Here is a 16,864-nt window from a genome sequence, read left to right as displayed (position 1 = left end):
CGGGCGCGAGGTCAGGCCTCGCGCCCGCATTTCTGGCTAGTGATGGTCCTCATCATTGTAGTCGCCGAAGGGGCGATCGATCAGGGCACCGAAGAAGATCGCATTCATGAAGGCCCGCTCCGTGCCGCGGAATGTGGCCCGGAACATCGGATTGTCGGCGAACATGACGACGCTGCCGCGACCCAGGCGCTGGGCGATCACGGCCGGCGTGCCGCTGATTTCATCCTGGCGCATCTGAGAGGCATATCCCGACATCAGCGGATCATCCGCGTACTCGGCAACCACGGCGAAGGGGTTGTCCTCCGGCCGTTGCAGGGTGAGCGTTGTATTGCGGTGGACCGGCAGGAGACGATCACCATAGCCAAAGCCAATCGGATGGGAGGGGTCCAGATCGGTCTGGAAGATCGCCCCGCCAATGACATGTTCGGCGTCGTCGACCCCGATATCCGCGTAATTGCGGCGGTCCGGTGTCTCGCTATCGGTGTCCTCGTCAGTGTCGTCCTCGGCTTCCATGTCGAAGAAGGTCGACTGTGCCATAACCGAGGCTTGGCGCATGGTGACCAGCACGCCGCCATCTTCGCGAATCCACTGTTCGACCCGCTCGGCGCTGCGCGAGGGCAGGCTGGTATTGCCGCCACCGACAATCACCATATGGGTGTAGCGAGACCAATCGAGGCCGCCCAGATCATTCTTGCGGCGCAAGGTGACCGGAATATTCATGCGGTGATCGAGCTGGTGCCAGACTTCGCCGGCATCATAGCTTGTCAGCCCATTGTCAAACAGGACGAGGACTTCGGGGCGGCGCACCGCACGGAAGCCATTGCCGTCGCCCAGATCGGGCGAACCTGCAGCCGTCGAGCCGGATGTCACGGCGTGAACCGCAACACCGTCATCTTCGGCAATCGATGCGACGAGCTGATGGATGGTCTCGCGATCCGGATCCTGTCCGACCAGTGGCACAAAGACCGCGCCGGGGCCGAACTCGGTGGCCCCCCTATGGGTCGCTATCGTTGCCGGCTCGGTCGCAACACGAACGCGGATATCGGCATCCAGGAGGCGATAGAGGGCACGCGGTGCATAATAATCCGACCAACGCAGGACATAGCCATAGCTTGACCGCGGCGGCGCCGGCTGGGCGAGCGCTTCCGGGCCTGTTTCCGCGCCGAGCAGATCCGTGGACCAATCGCGACCCAGAGCCGTGTAGTCGAGGTCATAGGCCAGGGGCAGGGTCCAGCCCGAAACGTCGTAGAAGATGTTTTCCTCGAACTCGGTGGGCTGGTCGAACATCGACCGGATCATCGTGTATTGGGGCTGGGCCAGATCGACGACGAAGCTCTCGCCGGCACGATAGGTGCGGCCATTGCTGCGGACATCACGGGCCAGTCGATTGACCCGGATGTCATGGCGATTGAGCAAATCGACAAACATGTTCGCGCGGGCCGGGTCACCGTCCGCCGTAAAGATGAAGCCGCGATCGCGGTCGCGCCCGGCCTCTGCGGCGGAATTGGCAAAGAAGTCGCGCTGATAGGCGGCGATCTCGTCATGTCCGGCAATGCCGCCTTCAATCGTGGTCAGCGAGGTGCGGAAATGGGTGCGGACATTGTCGCCATGACTGACAAGGCCGCGTTCGGCCTCGATCAGCCCGCCGCGCGCCGCGCCGATCTCGAACAGGATGCCAAGCGAGCCATTGACCTGCGGATAGGTTGACCCCTTGCCGACATAGAAGTTGTCGAAGCCTTCCTCGGAGGTATAAAGCCGCGCCTCACTATCGAGGAAGTCGATATGGTGCTGGGCGATGCCGAGGGTCAGATCGCGTGCCCGCTCCGGGATCAGCGGATTGCGGCGCAAGGGCTCGCCGGGATGGAAATAGAAAGTGCTTTCCGTGCCCATCTCGTGGAAGTCGGCGGAGACCTGCGGCTTCCATTCATGCCATTGCTCCAGCCAGGCTTGCGATTCCGGCTGGGTTTGCAGCAGCCATTGGCGATTGAGATCAAACCAGTAGTGATTGGTCCGCGCCGCCGTCCACAAATTGTGCTGTTCGTGATCGGGATCCGTCACCCGAACATCGCCGCCGAAGGTCTCGACATGATTGACCCGGCGCGAATGGCCATCCGGATTGAAGATGGCGGTGATCAGGATGACGCTGTCGTCCAGGGTCGACTCAATCTCGGGGCCTTGCGCAGCGGCGAGGTGGTAGAGTGTGGGGATGGATGCATCCATGCCGGCGGACTCGGCACCATGGACACCATAGTTCAGCCACAGGATGGCGGGGCCATCACTGACCGGCGCGCCCGGCTCGAGCGAGGCCAGGTGCCGGGCCCGGATGTCGTCGATACGCGCATGGTTTTCAGGCGAGGTGACGACAAAGAACAGGATCGGGCGCCGCTCATGGGTGTAGCCGATCGTCTCGACCGAGATGCGGTCGGACCCGTTGGCGATTTCCGAAAGATAGGCCACCAGCTGGTCATGACGTACCGGGCGGTCGCCGACCCCCCATCCGATCACATCCTCCGGCGCGGGCACGTCCGGGTCATAGTCGACGCCCTCGACCTGGAAGAATTCGACCGGCTCGGCCAGGGCCATGCCGCCCAGGCCACCGACCATCAGGCAGGCCCCGAGCAGGGCGTTCTTGAGTGCGCGTGTACAGGTCATCGGCTTCCCCTCGTGATTCTGGATAGTGCTTGCGCGAGAGGCTAGCGCGGCGGGCGGACTTGTCCACTCGCCGGGCAGTGCCTTGACGCAACCGCGGGGGTGGCCGGCCAGGGATCGCTAGAGGTCGAGCTCTTCGGTGACGAAGCTGGCATTGTCCTGGATGAATTTGAAACGCGCTTCCGGCTTCTTGCCCATCAGGGTCTCGACCAGGGCCTCCAGGCTCGGCAGATCATCCTCATCGATCACAACACGCGCGAGTGTACGCACGGCCGGATCCATTGTGGTCTGCTTGAGCTGGCTCGGAGTCATTTCTCCAAGACCCTTGAATCGGCCGACATCAATCTTGCTGTTGGCCTTGAACTCGTCGCGGATCAATTGTTCGCGATGGGCGTCATCGCGGGCATACAGCGTGCGCGTCCCCTGAGTCAGGCGATACAGCGGTGGCTGGGCCAGGAAGAGCCGTCCGGAATGAATGAGCTCAGGCATGGACCGGTAGAAGAACGTGATCAGTAGAGCCGCGATATGGGCGCCATCAACATCGGCGTCGGTCATGATGACGACGCGCTCATAGCGCAATTCTTCCAGCTTGAACCGGCTCCCCGTCTGGCAGCCAAGCGCGAGCAGGAGGTCGCTTATCTCCTGGTTCGCCGAAATCTTGTCGGCCGTCGCCGAGGCGACATTGAGGATCTTGCCGCGCAGCGGAAGAATGGCCTGGGTCTGGCGTGATCGGGCCTGTTTGGCAGAGCCGCCGGCCGAGTCGCCCTCGACCAGGAAAAGCTCGGTCCCGTCGGCGTCGGCGCGCGAACAATCCGCCAATTTTCCCGGCAGGCGAAGGCGACGCGAGGCGGTCTGGCGCTTGACGTTCTTTTCCTTGCGCCGGCGCATCCGGTCATCGGCGCGCTCAATGGCGAATTCGACGAGTTTGGCGGCTTCCTTGGGTGAGCCGGCGAGCCAGTGGTCGAACTGGTCGCGGACAGCGGTCTCCACCAGCTTGGTCGCTTCCGGGGTCGCCAGACGTTCCTTGGTCTGGCCCTGGAATTCAGGGTCACCAATAAAGACCGACACCAGCGCGCCCGCGCCGCCCAAGACGTCCTCAGCCGTTATCTGAGCCGCCTTCTTGGCATGGGTGTGCTCGGCATAGGCGCGCAAGCCCTTGGAGAGCGCGGCGCGGAGACCCTGCTCGTGCGTGCCGCCCTGCGGTGTTGGAACCGTATTGCAATAGGACTGGCAAAACCCGTCCGCGTCGCCGCCATAGCCATTGCCGGACCAGGTGATCGCCCACTCGACGCCGCCGGCGCCATCCTCGCGCTCGACACGCCCGGTGAAGGCTTCAGCCGTGATGAGCGCGCGCTTGTCGGCCATCTCCGTCATCCGGTCAGCCAGCCCGCCCGGGAAGCAGAGAATATCGTCAGCGGGAATGTCCGTGCCTTCAACCAGGCTCGGGGCGCAGCGCCACTGAATCTTCACACCACGGCGCAGGAAGGCTTTCGACCGCGCCATCGCATAGATGCGCGCTGGTTTGACCGACATCTTGTCGCCGAATATCTGCCGATCGGGCAAAAAGCGGATCTTGGTCCCACGCCGGTTCGGTGCGGAGCCGGCATTGACCAGCTTGCCGAGCGGCAGGCCGCGGGAATAGGACTGGGTCCACAGCGTTTTCTCGCGCGCGACTTCGACGTCAAGAACTTCGGAGAGGGCGTTGACCACTGAAATGCCGACGCCGTGCAGGCCGCCGGACGTCTTGTAGGCACTGTCGGAGAATTTGCCGCCGGCATGCAAGACCGTGAGAACGACTTCGAGCGCCGACTTGTCCGGATATTTGGGGTGAGGGTCGACCGGGATGCCCCGGCCGTTGTCCGTCACGGTAATATAGCCGTCCTCGTCGACCGCGACCTCGATCCGGTCGGCCCAGCCGGCCACGGCTTCATCCATCGAGTTGTCGAGAATCTCGGCGAAGAGGTGATGATAGGCCCGCTCATCAGTCCCGCCGATATACATGCCCGGACGGCGGCGAACGGCTTCAAGACCTTCCAGCACCTCGATATGGGCCGCCGAGTAACCCGGGGCCGGGGCCTTGGACGGGGTCGGCGCCGGAGCACCACCAAACAGGTCGGAATCGGAGTTCTGGTTCGACATCGGTCCACTTTGCACGAGTCGGCGGCAGGTAGGGGAATTCTACGCAGCGTATCGGGCGCGGATAGCCTGTGTGTGCAGCCGTCGACAGAGGTTTTCAGGGTGTTCCACACAAAAAACCGGCCCGACTGCATTGCAGCGGGCCGGCTGTTTGAAACCCGGAGCGGTGGATCAGAAGATCATCCGCATGACCAAGCGAGCCGTGTGGCGAATGAAGTCCTCGCGCACATCAGCGTCATAGTCGAAGGAGAAGGTCGAATAGCCCGACCCGGCGGCAATGCCGAAACCCAGGATCGCGCCGGTGCCCGGCATCGCCTGTGAGCGCAGCGTGAAGGTGTCGTCAAAGTCCGAGAAGCTCGCAGTCGTCTCGGCATCGGAATCGCCGAACTCGTTGCGGAAGCCGACCCGCACGGTCGGAGCCCACCAGGAATTGTCATTCTCGAAGCGGGCACCCAATGTCATGAGGCCTGTGCCGGAGAAGCTGGTGGTCTCGCGATCACCGACCGAAAGGTCGACGCCGATACCGCCACCGGTCTCGGTGTAACCGCTCTCGCTGAGGCGCAGATAATCCACCGAGAAGGCGGGGCGGAAATACCAATTGTCGGTGAAGGCGATGTCCCGACCGATCCGGGCTGACGCCGAGGTATGCCAGCCGGTCCATTCCGCGCTCGGCGAGGCATCGAACTCGCCAATTAGAACGCGGCGATTATGCTCAAAGCTGTCATAGCCAAGGGCGGCGTAGATATCGAGGTCGAACATGTCGGTATGAGCGCCGGCATAGGCACCGATTTGAGCCGTCAGCGCACTCATCGGGTCATCGACGCCGTCGACTTCAGAGACTTCGCTGGCTGCGCCGACAAAGTTTAGACCGGCGGCATAGAAGGGGCCGACAGGTCGGTCGAAACCCACTGCGACACCAATACCGTGACCGCGATAACCCGGACCGAAGGCGGTGCCGGCGCGATCGGCGAAATAACCGAATTCCTGGATCCAGAGCCCACCGGTCTCTTCCGGGCTGCGACGCACGGCTTCCAGGCGGTTGGCGAGGGCGCCGACCGAGCTGTCATTGGCCGCGAGAGCAAACTGGATCGCGCTGGCGGCATATTCCGGCAGTAGCTGGTCATAGGCCGAGAAGAACTCATCCTGGGTGAGCAGGGATGCGATCGCCTCGCCGAGGAGTTCATTGCCCTGCCAGCCTTCAAGGGCGGCGGCATAGGCAGCGCCCTGATTGGCATTCATGCCCAATTCCTCTGCCGTGCGACGACGCAGGGTCAGGATGAGCGCATTGGCATTATTGGGGTCGAATTCGAGGCTGGATTCATACAGCCAGGGGGCCTCGGTGTTCTGAAGGATGTCGAGGCTTTCCTCGATGACCAGATTATTCGCCGACACCACGACATAGGTCGCGCCGTCGCCAATGAGATTGGCCAGTGTCGCGGCGACACGGGAGCCGGACTGGAAGGTGATGTCGCCTGACGCTGTCAGGCTGGCTGCCGTGCCGGCGTCGTCGTCAATCTGGAAGCGGATGACGGAGCCATCGCCGAAGCGTGCGGTCGCAATGTCGGCGCTGGTGGTGGCGCTGAGGCTGAGACCGGCATTATCGACTTCGATCGCGAGATTGCCGTCGGAATCACTCAGGCCACCCACGACCGTGCCGCCGGTGATGATCAATTCGTCAGCGCCATCACCAAAGCTAAGGTCACCCGTCACGGAGCCGGATTCAACTTGCAGGCGGTCATCGCCGGATCCGAACCGGACTTCGCCGATGATCTCTTCGACGAAATCATCTTCGGCGTCGTCAGCGCGGTATTGGCGAACAGTTGTTCCCACGGTGTTCGCGGAAAGATCGATGGCAACCAGATCGTCAACCTGCGGGTCGGTACCCGGGACGGTGTTGAGGTGATAGGCGCCGATTTCACCGGTATTCTCGATCATGGTGAGAGAATTGGAGACATCGGTCAGCGCGGTCCCGCCGCCGCCATTGAGCGCGGTCGCATCGATGACGCCTGAATTCACGAGCATCGGAACATTTGCGCCGGTATCGATATAGATGCCTTGCGCGTGAGATCCTTCGCTATTCGTCCGGATCAGGATGTTTCCGGCATTGGCAAATGTCGGGACAATCGCGCCATTGCCCATCAGGACGCCGGTGGATTGTGCGGCCCAGGCCGAGCCGCCGATATCGCCCTCATTGAGAAAGCCACCGGTCAGGGTGACCGTATGCCCGTCCGTGCCATTGACGAAGAGCGAGACGGTATCGACACCGTCCAGATTGCCGGCGGACTGGATATTGCCGCGATTGACGAGCGCGTAGCCGATCAGCTCGGCAGCGACGCTTTCATCGACATCGGCCGTGTCAGGATCGTCGGCAATCGCTTCCAGGACGACTTCGCCGAGGACAATGTCGCCGGAGCTCGCATTGGCCAGGATGTGCGCCGCCGGTGCAGAACCGCGAACGGAGATATTGGCTGACGGTGTGCTGGGGCGGTCCGTCGAGAAGCCGCTGAAGAAGACGCCGCCGCTGACATTGCCATTCACCAGGACAGGTGAGGCGCTATCGGCGCGATCCTCGGCCTCAAGCGTGTCGCGGAGGTCTTCATTCGGCCGACCGATGAAGCGGTAGGCCGTGGCATTGACGGTACCGCCAATGCTCAATGCGCCGTCAATGTCACTGGCAATCAGGATGCCGCCACTGCCTTCGCCATTGGCTTCAAAGCGGCCGTCGAGCGTGACATCACCGGTGACAGTGCCGCGCAGCTCGACGCCGAAACTATTGTCGCCGATCACGCGGATGAGGCCAGCAGTGCTGATATTGCCATCGAGACCCGTCAGAAGGCGCAGGCCCGCCGAATCATTGCCGATCACGGTCATCGTGCTGCCAGCGGATGCCACGATGTCACCGGTAAAGACCGCCGCACCGTCAACAAGGATCGCAACGCGGTTCGAGCCAATGGCGATCGGGCCATCGACAATACCGTCGGCGGGATCATCCGTGTCGGCCGCGCGGGTCTCGGCGACAACCTGGATGGTCCCCGAATTCGTGATGTTGCCGGTATTGCCACCGATGGCGTGAATGCCGACGCCGCCATCATCATCGCCTTCGATGATGATCGAACCGCTATTGGTCACGTCATTGTCGCTGTCGACCGTGACCGCGGTCGCGTTCGGAACGAGCGTGACGCGGCCGCCTGCCGTGATGACAATATTGTCGGCGACGCCGCCATCGCCCGCCGTGGAGGTGGCGATCGGCGATGTGATTTCGTCGTTGATTTCGCGGTCTGCGAAAGCGGCAGGAGCTGTAACGGTCAGCGTGGCAAGGGCGCTGGCGAACAAGAAACGGCGACGCATACGAACTCCTGACAGGACTTCCCCAAACGGGGTTGGTCGAACGAGACACGATTTGTAGCGAAAGCCCGCGCGCTCGTCGACCGTATCGGGTGCGCTGAGTGCAAAAGAAAGCGGCCGGACATGTGTCCGGCCGCCAACTTTACCTGGAATTTGTTCGAAACTGCTTGATTTAGCAGGAATAATACATGTCGAACTCAACGGGGTGAGGGTGCATTTCGAAGCGCAGGACCTCTTCCATCTTGAGATCGATATAGGCGTCGATCTGATCGTCATCCATGACGCCACCCTTCTTGAGGAAGTCGCGATCGCCATCGAGCGATTCCAGGGCCTCGCGGAGCGAGCGGCAGACGGTCGGAATGTCCTTGAGCTCTTCGGCCGGCAGGTCGTAGAGATCCTTGTCCATCGGATCGCCCGGATCGATGCGGTTCTCGATACCGTCGAGACCGGCCATCAGCAGCGAGGCGAAGGTCAGATAGGGATTGCCAGCCGGATCCGGGAAGCGCGTTTCCAGGCGCTTGGCATTCGGCGAGTTGACCCACGGGATGCGGATTGAAGCGGACCGGTTGCGGGCCGAATAGGCCAGCAGGACCGGAGCCTCAAAGCCCGGCACCAGACGCTTGTAGGAATTGGTCGAAGCGTTGGCGAAGGCGTTGATCGAGCGCGCGTGCTTGATGATGCCGCCGATATAGTGGAGGCAGGTTTCCGACAGGTCGGCATAGCGATCGCCTGCGAACATGGGCTTGCCGTCCTTCCAGATTGACTGGTGGACATGCATGCCGGTGCCATTGTCGTTCCAGACCGGTTTCGGCATGAAGGTTGCCGTCTTGCCATAGGCATGGGCGACCATATGCACCGTGTACTTATACAGCTGCATGCGGTCGGCCATCGTCGTCAGGGACGAGAATTTCATGCCGAGTTCGTGCTGGGCCGGTGCCACTTCATGGTGATGCTTTTCCGGATTGAGGCCGAGTTCATCGAGCACGGTCAGCATTTCGGTCCGCATGTCCTGGCCGCTATCGACCGGATTGACCGGAAAATAGCCGCCCTTGGGACCCGGGCGATGACCCATATTGCCGCCCTCGAACTTCGAGCCGGTATTGTGGGGCATCTCTTCGCTGTCGAGCTTGTAGCCCGTGTCCTGCTGGCTGGTCGAATAGCGGACATCGTCAAACACGAAGAATTCGGCTTCCGGGCCGAAATAGGCCGTGTCGCCGACACCGGAGGCCTTCAGGAAGGCCTCGGCCTTCTTGGCCGTGGTGCGCGGGTCACGGTTATAGGCTTCGCCCGTCCCCGGCTCGAGAATGTCGGCCAGAATGACTGCGGTCGGTTGCTGGTAGAAGGGATCGACTTCGCAATAAGAAGCGTCCGGCTTCAGCACCATGTCGGACTCATTGATCGCCTTCCAGCCGGCAATCGAGGAGCCGTCAAACATGATGCCGTCCTCGAAGAAGTCCTCATTGACTTCCGAACGGTCGAAGGTGACGTGCTGCAGCTTGCCGCGCGGGTCGGTGAAGCGCAGATCGACAAAATTGATGTCTTCGTCTTTGAGCTTTTTGAGAATTGCGTCTGACATGGGCCAGGCTCCGGATTACTGATCAGGTTGGATTAGAGAGCATCACGGCCGGTCTCGCCGGTCCGGATGCGGATCACACTTTCGATCGGGCTTACGAAAATCTTGCCATCACCGATGCGGCCGGTCTGGGCAGCGGTCTGGATGGCTTCGACAGCGGCGTCCACGCGATCTGCGGGAAGCACCAGTTCGATCTTGATCTTGGGCAGGAAGTCGACGACGTACTCGGCGCCGCGGTAGAGTTCGGTATGCCCCTTTTGCCGACCAAACCCCTTGGCCTCGATGACCGTCAGGCCTTGCACACCGATCTCCTGCAGGGCCTCCTTAACGTCATCAAGCTTGAAAGGTTTTATGATGGCTTCGATTTTTTTCATCACGGACTCCATGATCTCTGGTCGAGGCTAGACGTGGCGCAGGCAGTGACAAGACAGAAACAGGTCTGCTCGGCAGCGGGTTGATCATATGCCTCACAATCAGGCACAGCTGCTACAGAATGGAGCGAGCATGGCCACCGAAATTCTGAGCACCGCCGACAGCGGCCGCTGTGACCGGTTCGCGGTCGAAAACGGCTTCAGCTCCCAGGCGCTGATGCAGCGGGCCGGGGAGGCTGTGAGCGACGCGATTCGCGCCCGCTGGTCGATGCGCCCGGTGTTGGTCCTCGCAGGGCCCGGCAATAATGGCGGTGACGGATTCATCGCCGCTGCCGCGCTGCGCGATGCGGGCTGGCCGGTCCGGGTCATGCTGCTGGGTGATGAGGCCAGGCAGGGCGGCGACGCGCTCTGGGCGCGGTCGGTCTGGAAGACGGGCCTGGTCACGGATTCGCCCGACACGCGCCTGAAGGGCGGTCTGGTTGTTGACGCGCTGTTCGGGGCCGGGTTGTCCCGCCCGCTCAGCGGTGAAGCCGCCGCGTGGTGCAAGGCGGTCGATGAGGCATCCGTGCCAGTGGTTTCCGTGGACCTGCCCAGTGGCATGAATGGCGACGCCGTCCCGGTTGACGGGCCTTGCGTCGCGCCGGACCTGACCGTCACATTTCATCGCAGAAAACTGGCGCATCTCGTTGACCCTTATGCGGAAAAATGCGGCGAAGTCTTGCTTTGCGACATTGGCATACCCGATGGCTGGGCGAGCTCTGTACCGCCGATTGCGCGCCAGACCCGGGCACCGGTTTGGCCGTCTGCCGGGGCGCAAACCGATCCGGTGGCGCACAAGCACAGGCGAGGGCGGGTCGCTGTCTTCAGTGGTGGCGCGAGCGCCAGCGGCGCGGCGCGCCTGGCGGCGAGAGCTGCGTTGCGCGCCGGAGCAGGTCTGGTGACGGTGTGTTCGCCGCCATCAGCCAGCCTCGTCAATGCGTCCCGTCTTGATGCGATCATGCTGACGCGTTGGTCCGGCGGCGAAGATACCGCCCGGGTCCTCACCGATCTACGCGCCCAGGCCGCCGTCCTCGGCCCGGCCATGGGGTTGGGAGAGGCGACTCGTGACAGTGTTCTCGCGGCACTTGCGACGGGCCTGCCCGTCGTTCTGGATGCTGATGCTCTGACCAGTTTTGAAGGCGCGCCGGAGGCCTTGTTCGAAGCCCTCCATGCGCGCTGCGTGCTGACGCCCCATGCCGGCGAGTTCGCGCGGCTCTTCGGGCGTGAAGACCCGTCGCAGAACCGGCTGGACCAGGTGGCCGCCGCCGCGGACCGGGCCGGTTGCACCGTTTTGCTCAAGGGACCGGCGACGCTGATTGCAACCCCCGGGCAATTGCCCTGGATCAACCGGCATGCGTCGCCCTGGCTGGCGACTGCCGGCAGCGGGGATGTCCTGGCCGGGATGGTTGCGGCGGGGCTTGCCGCCGGTCTTTCGCCCCATGATTCTGCTGCCGGCGCGGCGTGGCTGCACGGCGATGCCGGACGGCGGCTCGGTCCGGGCCTGATCGCCGAGGACCTGCCCGAGATTCTGCCCCAGGTGCTGCAGGCCGTGATCGCGCGTCACAGGCGCGAGTCCGCCCTGACCCATCTGCTGGCGCATGGAAGCTAAGCGTTTGCGGGGCTTGGCACTTGTCGCGGAGCGGTGCAGGGTCGCTGCACGTCCTTCCCCCGGGGTGAAACATGGCTGAATCGACCTATCGCGCAGACAATCAACTCGATGCTGACGCGCTTATTTTCCACATGAAACCGACGCCCGGAAAGCTGTCCGTGGCGGCGACCAAACCGATGGCAACGCAGCGCGACCTGGCGCTCGCCTACAGCCCTGGCGTGGCAGCGCCTGTGCGCGCGATCGCGGAGAATCCCGAAACCGTCTACGACTACACCTCCAAGGGAAATATGGTGGCCGTTGTCTCGAACGGGACGGCAATCCTGGGCCTTGGCAATCTGGGCCCGGCGGCGTCCAAGCCGGTGATGGAAGGCAAGGCGGTGCTGTTCAAGCGCTTTGCCGATATCGACGCGGTCGACATCGAGGTGGATTACACGGATCCGGACAAATTCATCGAATGTGTCCGCGGGTTCGGCGACACCTTTGGCGGCATCAATCTGGAAGACATCAAGTCACCGGAATGTTTCGAGATCGAAACGCGCTTGCGCGAGGAGCTCAACATCCCGGTTTTCCATGATGATCAGCACGGCACGGCGATCATCGCGGCCGCCGGCCTGATCAATGCCTGCGATCTGACAGGCCGCAAGATGGAAGACCTGAAAGTCGTCCTGTGCGGCGCCGGTGCGGCCGGGCTTACCGTGCTCGAGCTGATCGAGTCGATGGGCGTGAAGTCCGAGAATACCATCGTCGTGGACATTGATGGCGTGGTCTATGAGGGCCGCCCGGGCGGTCATGACCGGCTGAACCGGCATGCCATCAAAACGGACAAGCTAACCCTTGCCGACGCGGCACAGGGTGCGGATGTCCTGCTCGGCCTGTCGGCGGCGGGGGTCTTCACCAAGGACATCGTCGCTTCGCTGGCGCCCAATCCGATCATTTTCGCCATGGCCAACCCGACCCCGGAGATCACACCGGAGGAGGTCAAGTCGGTCCGTGATGACGTGATCATGGCGACCGGTCGGTCGGATTATCCCAACCAGGTCAATAATGTCCTCGGCTTCCCCTATATCTTCCGGGGCGCGCTGGATGTGCGGGCGCGAACCATTAATGAAGAGATGAAGATCGCCGCGGCGCGGGCGCTGGCAGCTTTGGCGCGCGAGGATGTGCCGGATGAGGTGGCCCAAGCCTACAAGGTCGATCGCCTGCAATACGGTCCCGACTACATCATTCCGACGCCGTTTGATCCGCGCCTGATTTCCTGGGTGCCCCCCTTTGTGGCCCAGGCGGCGATTGATAGCGGCGTAGCGCGTCGCCCGCTTGAAGACAATGACGCCTACAAACAGGTCCTGGCTCGTCGTCTGGACCCTACCGCGGCCGTCCAGCAGCGCATTTCCGCGTCCATTCGCGCCGAGCAGAAGACCATCGTGTTTGCCGAGGGCGAAGAGCCGGCAGTGATCCGTGCGGCCCATGCTTTCCAGGTCCAGGGACTGGGCAAGGCGGTGCTGGTCGCGCGTGAGGATGTCGTGGCTGCCAATATGAAGGAATTGGGTATTCCGGCCGGCTCGCTCGAGGTCTGCAATGCCCGGCTTTCCGAGTATAATGCGGATTATTCAGACTATCTCTATGAGCGCCTCCAGCGGCAGGGATATCTGCGCCGGGACGTGCAACGGCGCGTGAACAACGACCGAAATGTCTTCTCCGCCTGCATGCTGAAAATGGGTCATGCCGACGGCATGGTTACGGGCGTGACGCGACACTCCAATGTGGTCATGAACGAAGTCGAGCTGGTCCTCGACCCGATCGAGGGCAGCCGGCCGGTCGGCGTGACCATTGCGGTGACGCGTGGGCGCAGCCTGGTCATTGGCGATACGTCAGTCACGGAATTCCCGGACGCCCGGGCCTTGGCCGAGATCGCGGTGGTGACGGCGAATGCCGCGCGCCGGTTCGGAATTACGCCGCATCTCGCCTTCCTGTCCTATTCCAGCTTCGGCAATCCGCCGGGTGAGCGCACAGCCAAGGTCCAGCAGGCGGTCGAGATCCTCGACGCCGAGGGGGCGGACTTCGAATATGAGGGCGAGCTGGCGGCCGACGTCGCGCTCGATCCGGATCACCACAAACTCTACCCGTTCTCTCGCCTGACCGAGCCGGCCAATGTGTTGATCATGCCAGCCATTCACTCCGCCTCCATCGCGGTGCGGCTTCTCAAGGCAGCGGGCGGCGCGACAGTGATCGGTCCGATGCTGGTTGGCCTCGAAAAACCGGTACAGATCGCCCGCCTCGGCGCCAATGTGACGGATATCGTCAATCTGGCGGGCATCGCGGCCTATGACCTGAACAAGGTCCCGGACTGACCTTGAGGCGCCGGACTGGCCATTACGGGGCCTCTCCGGCCGAACCGGTCATCGGAAATCACAGCGAATTGACAGTCACGTGCTGCAGACACGACCTGCCATACCTATTTATGGTCGTCTGCGAGTGAAGAGGGGACGACATGGCCGGACGGGCAGCACGCGACATGACGGAAGGCCCGGTCTTCGGGCATATCCTGCGCATGATCATGCCGATGAGTTTCGGCATTCTGGCCATGATGCTGGTCGGTATTGTCGATACCTATTGGGTCGGCACGCTCGGTACGGCCCAGCAGGCGGCCGTCCAGATGAGCTTCCCGGTCACCATGCTGGTAATGAGTGTTTCCATCGGCCTCGGCGCGGGTGCGGTTTCGGCGGTTTCGCGCGCGGCCGGTCGCAATGACGGAACCTCGACCCTTGCCCGTATTTCCACCGATGCAATGGCTCTGGCCCTGATATACGTCGGCGCTGTTTCCTTGCTCGGCGTTGTTTTCGTGGAACCGATCTTTACCGCCCTGGGGGCGAGCGAGACGATGCTCCCGCACGTCGTCGATTACATGACGGTCTGGTTCTCGGGCATTGTGCTGATTGTTGGCCCGATGGTCGCCAGCAATATCCTGCGCGCGCTCGGCAATGCCGTCGTGCCAAGCCTGATGATGATCGCGGCCGCCTTCGTGAATCTCATACTCGATCCGATTTTTATCCTCGACGATGTCTTTGGACTGTTTCCCGGCCTGGGTTGGGGCGTGTCCGGCGCCGCGCTGGCAACGGTTGCCGCCAATGCGGTGACCTTCGTGATGGTCGCCTGGTATCTGGGCGTGAAGGAAAAACTTATTGATTTCAAACCGGAAGATCTCGGCGAGGTTTGGCATCACTGGGTGGATATTGCACGCGTCGGAGCGCCGGCCTGCCTGTCCAATGTCTTCAATCCGCTGGCAATGACGGTGGCCATGTCCGGTCTTGCCATGGCGCGCTTTGGCGATTCCGCAGTCGGCGGGCTCGGTGTTGCCGGCCGGATCGAGGCCTTTGCCATCGTTCCGCTGTTTGCGCTCTCGGCCTGTATCGGCGCAGTGACAGGCCAGAATGGCGGCGCTGACCGTCTCGACCGGGTCCGCGAAGCCTTCCGCTCGAGCTTCCTCTTCTGCATGGGGTGGAGCCTGACCATTGCCGCCATCTTGTGGGTGACGGCGCCCTGGCTGGCGATGGCGTTTCTGCCAAGTGAAGCCGGCCAGTCGACGGCCATCGCCTACTGGCGGATCGTGCCGCTGACCATTGTCGGCTATGGCATCACCATTGCCGCGTCGGCCGGCTTCAACGGGCTTGGCCGACCGGCGCACGGCATGGTGATCACCGCGTCCCGGGCGCTGGGCTTGATGATCCCCGCCGTCATCATCGGCGCTCACCTCATGGGCGCGCCGAGCGGTGTCATCTGGGGTGTGGCCTTCGCCAATATTCTCGCGGGTGGCGCCACGGCGCTTTTCGTCCTGACGCGGGCGCCGATGACGGCGAAACATGGCAAGCAACGCAAGCGCCGGGCGCCGCTTGTCGATCCTGTCGCGACCGAGGAAGCGCCCTAGCGCAGCGTCAGCATGGCGGCGAGTTCCGGCTTCCCGTTCAAACTGGGATGCGGCCAGGCCTGGATCTCGTCCGGGTCCGGCCAGATCCACGCCGTCTCGCTGAACAGCTCGTGCATGGCCTCAAGGGGGCAGCCGAAGGGCGGGCCGCCGCGCTCATCCTTCTGCATGAAAAGGGCGAGGAATTGCCCGCCCGGTTTCAGCCAGAGATTCGCGAGGGCGAAAGCGTAATCCTTGCGCAGGCGCGGATGGATGGCGCACAGGAACGTCTGGTCATAGACAAGATCGACGGGTTCCTCGGGACGCCAGAGCTGGTCACCCGGGCGCAGGATGTCGGCTGCGATGCACTGGCCCGCAAGCTTGGCCTCGCGCAATGCGGCTTCCTGCCAGGCAATCGCGGTATCAGACAAATCGGCTGCGGTGACCGTCAGGCCGGCGCGTGCAAAGGCGGTAACTTCCGGACAGCGACCGCAACCCGGCACGATGACCGATTGGCCGGGCGCCAGGACGCCGGTTTTCAGCCAGGCTTCAGCGGCCGGGTGGAGACCCGGGCGTTCCCAGGGCGTGTCATCATTCAGGAATCGGGTTTCCCAATCGATCCCGCTACGATCTTCGGTCTGGCTCATCACGGCACTATCGGCAGACCGGGCCCGCGCGTCTAGGCGGCCTTGTGCATCCGGTAGATGTCGACCATGGAGAGCGCCTGACCGGGAGCGGGTGAGGTTCTGTCCGGAACCACGCTCTGGCCGGAGAAGAAGCGGACGCCGCTGGCCATGGCGGCCTTGAGTACCAGCAGATCCCGGACATCATGCAGATAGGTCGCGGCCTTGCGGGCTGCTGCCGCCTTGACCATCTGTTTCAGCGCTCTCGCATCATGGTCCATCATGCCTTCGGAATTGGCATTGGTCGGTGCGGGTGAGGCGCAGGAAAAGAGGCTGACCGGGCAGGCCGCGAAGGCCTCAAGCTCGGTTTCGCCGAACGGGATCTCCGCCATCAGACCGACCCCCAGCTCTCCCAGTTCCGCCAGCGCCTCGGCCTGGCTCTGTGGTTGGTCGGTGAGCCCGTCGATTCGTACGAGCAGCGACTTGCGGGCCGGTGCCGGCATGGTCTCGATGCGTGCGCTCAGCCGGGCTCTGTGATCGCGGTCCGCCCAGCAGCTGGCGTGAAGGGCAATGCGCAGGCGGATACGCTTTTGCTTGCGGGCGAAGGCGGTGATCATGCCG

At 62.8% G+C, this 16,864-nt stretch carries 10 protein-coding genes; 3 read left to right on the top strand and 7 right to left on the bottom strand.

Annotated elements, in window-relative coordinates; all coding sequences use genetic code 11:
- Positions 1 to 36 precede the first annotated feature (36 nt).
- From QZ266_RS05610 to QZ266_RS05590, 5 genes are all read right to left on the bottom strand, one after another.
- Complete coding sequence (locus QZ266_RS05610; protein WP_295692436.1) at positions 37 to 2,652, bottom strand: M14 family zinc carboxypeptidase; 2,616 nt, start codon at positions 2,650 to 2,652, stop codon at positions 37 to 39.
- 117 nt (positions 2,653 to 2,769) lie between these two features.
- A complete protein-coding gene (gene parE, locus QZ266_RS05605; RefSeq protein ID WP_295692433.1) occupies positions 2,770 to 4,788 on the bottom strand; it encodes a DNA topoisomerase IV subunit B in 2,019 nt (672 codons plus the stop codon).
- 168 nt (positions 4,789 to 4,956) lie between these two features.
- The gene (locus tag QZ266_RS05600; protein WP_295692431.1) at positions 4,957 to 8,133 is read right to left on the bottom strand and encodes an autotransporter outer membrane beta-barrel domain-containing protein; all 3,177 of its coding nucleotides are present in this window, start codon (positions 8,131 to 8,133) and stop codon (positions 4,957 to 4,959) included.
- A gap of 169 nt (positions 8,134 to 8,302) precedes the next feature.
- The gene (gene glnA, locus QZ266_RS05595; RefSeq protein WP_295692428.1) at positions 8,303 to 9,706 is read right to left on the bottom strand and encodes a type I glutamate--ammonia ligase; all 1,404 of its coding nucleotides are present in this window, start codon (positions 9,704 to 9,706) and stop codon (positions 8,303 to 8,305) included.
- A 32-nt stretch (positions 9,707 to 9,738) separates the two neighbouring features.
- On the bottom strand, positions 9,739 to 10,077 hold the full coding sequence (locus QZ266_RS05590; RefSeq protein ID WP_295692425.1) for a P-II family nitrogen regulator: 339 nt from the start codon (positions 10,075 to 10,077) through the stop codon (positions 9,739 to 9,741).
- 130 nt (positions 10,078 to 10,207) lie between these two features.
- On the opposite strand from QZ266_RS05590, the gene QZ266_RS05585 reads away from it, so the two are divergent.
- The 3 genes from QZ266_RS05585 (at position 10,208) to QZ266_RS05575 (ending at position 15,644) form a co-directional block, all read left to right on the top strand.
- On the top strand, positions 10,208 to 11,722 hold the full coding sequence (locus QZ266_RS05585; RefSeq protein ID WP_295692422.1) for an NAD(P)H-hydrate dehydratase: 1,515 nt from the start codon (positions 10,208 to 10,210) through the stop codon (positions 11,720 to 11,722).
- 71 nt (positions 11,723 to 11,793) lie between these two features.
- Positions 11,794 to 14,070, top strand: coding sequence for an NADP-dependent malic enzyme (locus QZ266_RS05580; RefSeq protein WP_295692419.1), 2,277 nt, complete (start codon positions 11,794 to 11,796; stop codon positions 14,068 to 14,070).
- Positions 14,071 to 14,210: 140 nt separating this feature from the next.
- Positions 14,211 to 15,644, top strand: a complete 1,434-nt coding sequence (locus QZ266_RS05575) for an MATE family efflux transporter (RefSeq protein WP_295692416.1) — start codon at positions 14,211 to 14,213, stop codon at positions 15,642 to 15,644.
- Here the strand turns inward: QZ266_RS05575 and QZ266_RS05570 are convergent.
- Both QZ266_RS05570 and QZ266_RS05565 read right to left on the bottom strand, forming a co-directional pair.
- Positions 15,641 to 16,267 (bottom strand): methyltransferase domain-containing protein, encoded by a 627-nt coding sequence (locus QZ266_RS05570; RefSeq protein ID WP_295692413.1) that lies wholly within the window; start codon positions 16,265 to 16,267, stop codon positions 15,641 to 15,643. The two genes, QZ266_RS05575 and QZ266_RS05570, sit on opposite strands and share 4 nt — an antisense overlap.
- A gap of 32 nt (positions 16,268 to 16,299) precedes the next feature.
- On the bottom strand, positions 16,300 to 16,864 hold a 565-nt coding region (locus QZ266_RS05565; RefSeq protein ID WP_295692411.1), incomplete at its 5' end, for a hypothetical protein.

Origin of the sequence: uncultured Maricaulis sp., from assembly GCF_905480005.1 — a bacterium.
Classification (GTDB): domain Bacteria; phylum Pseudomonadota; class Alphaproteobacteria; order Caulobacterales; family Maricaulaceae; genus Maricaulis.
Note: the sequence above shows the minus strand (reverse complement) of the source record. Positions and strands in the feature narration are given on the sequence as shown.

What these genes read in the sequence shown, in the direction of transcription:
- QZ266_RS05610 (WP_295692436.1), bottom strand. Translation starts at nt 2,652, where the DNA reads ATGACCTGTACACGCGCACTCAAGAACGCCCTGCTCGGGGCCTGCCTG.
- parE (WP_295692433.1), bottom strand. Translation starts at nt 4,788, where the DNA reads ATGTCGAACCAGAACTCCGATTCCGACCTGTTTGGTGGTGCTCCGGCG.
- QZ266_RS05600 (WP_295692431.1), bottom strand. Translation starts at nt 8,133, where the DNA reads ATGCGTCGCCGTTTCTTGTTCGCCAGCGCCCTTGCCACGCTGACCGTT.
- glnA (WP_295692428.1), bottom strand. Translation starts at nt 9,706, where the DNA reads ATGTCAGACGCAATTCTCAAAAAGCTCAAAGACGAAGACATCAATTTT.
- QZ266_RS05590 (WP_295692425.1), bottom strand. Translation starts at nt 10,077, where the DNA reads ATGAAAAAAATCGAAGCCATCATAAAACCTTTCAAGCTTGATGACGTT.
- QZ266_RS05585 (WP_295692422.1), top strand. Translation starts at nt 10,208, where the DNA reads ATGGCCACCGAAATTCTGAGCACCGCCGACAGCGGCCGCTGTGACCGG.
- QZ266_RS05580 (WP_295692419.1), top strand. Translation starts at nt 11,794, where the DNA reads ATGGCTGAATCGACCTATCGCGCAGACAATCAACTCGATGCTGACGCG.
- QZ266_RS05575 (WP_295692416.1), top strand. Translation starts at nt 14,211, where the DNA reads ATGGCCGGACGGGCAGCACGCGACATGACGGAAGGCCCGGTCTTCGGG.
- QZ266_RS05570 (WP_295692413.1), bottom strand. Translation starts at nt 16,267, where the DNA reads ATGAGCCAGACCGAAGATCGTAGCGGGATCGATTGGGAAACCCGATTC.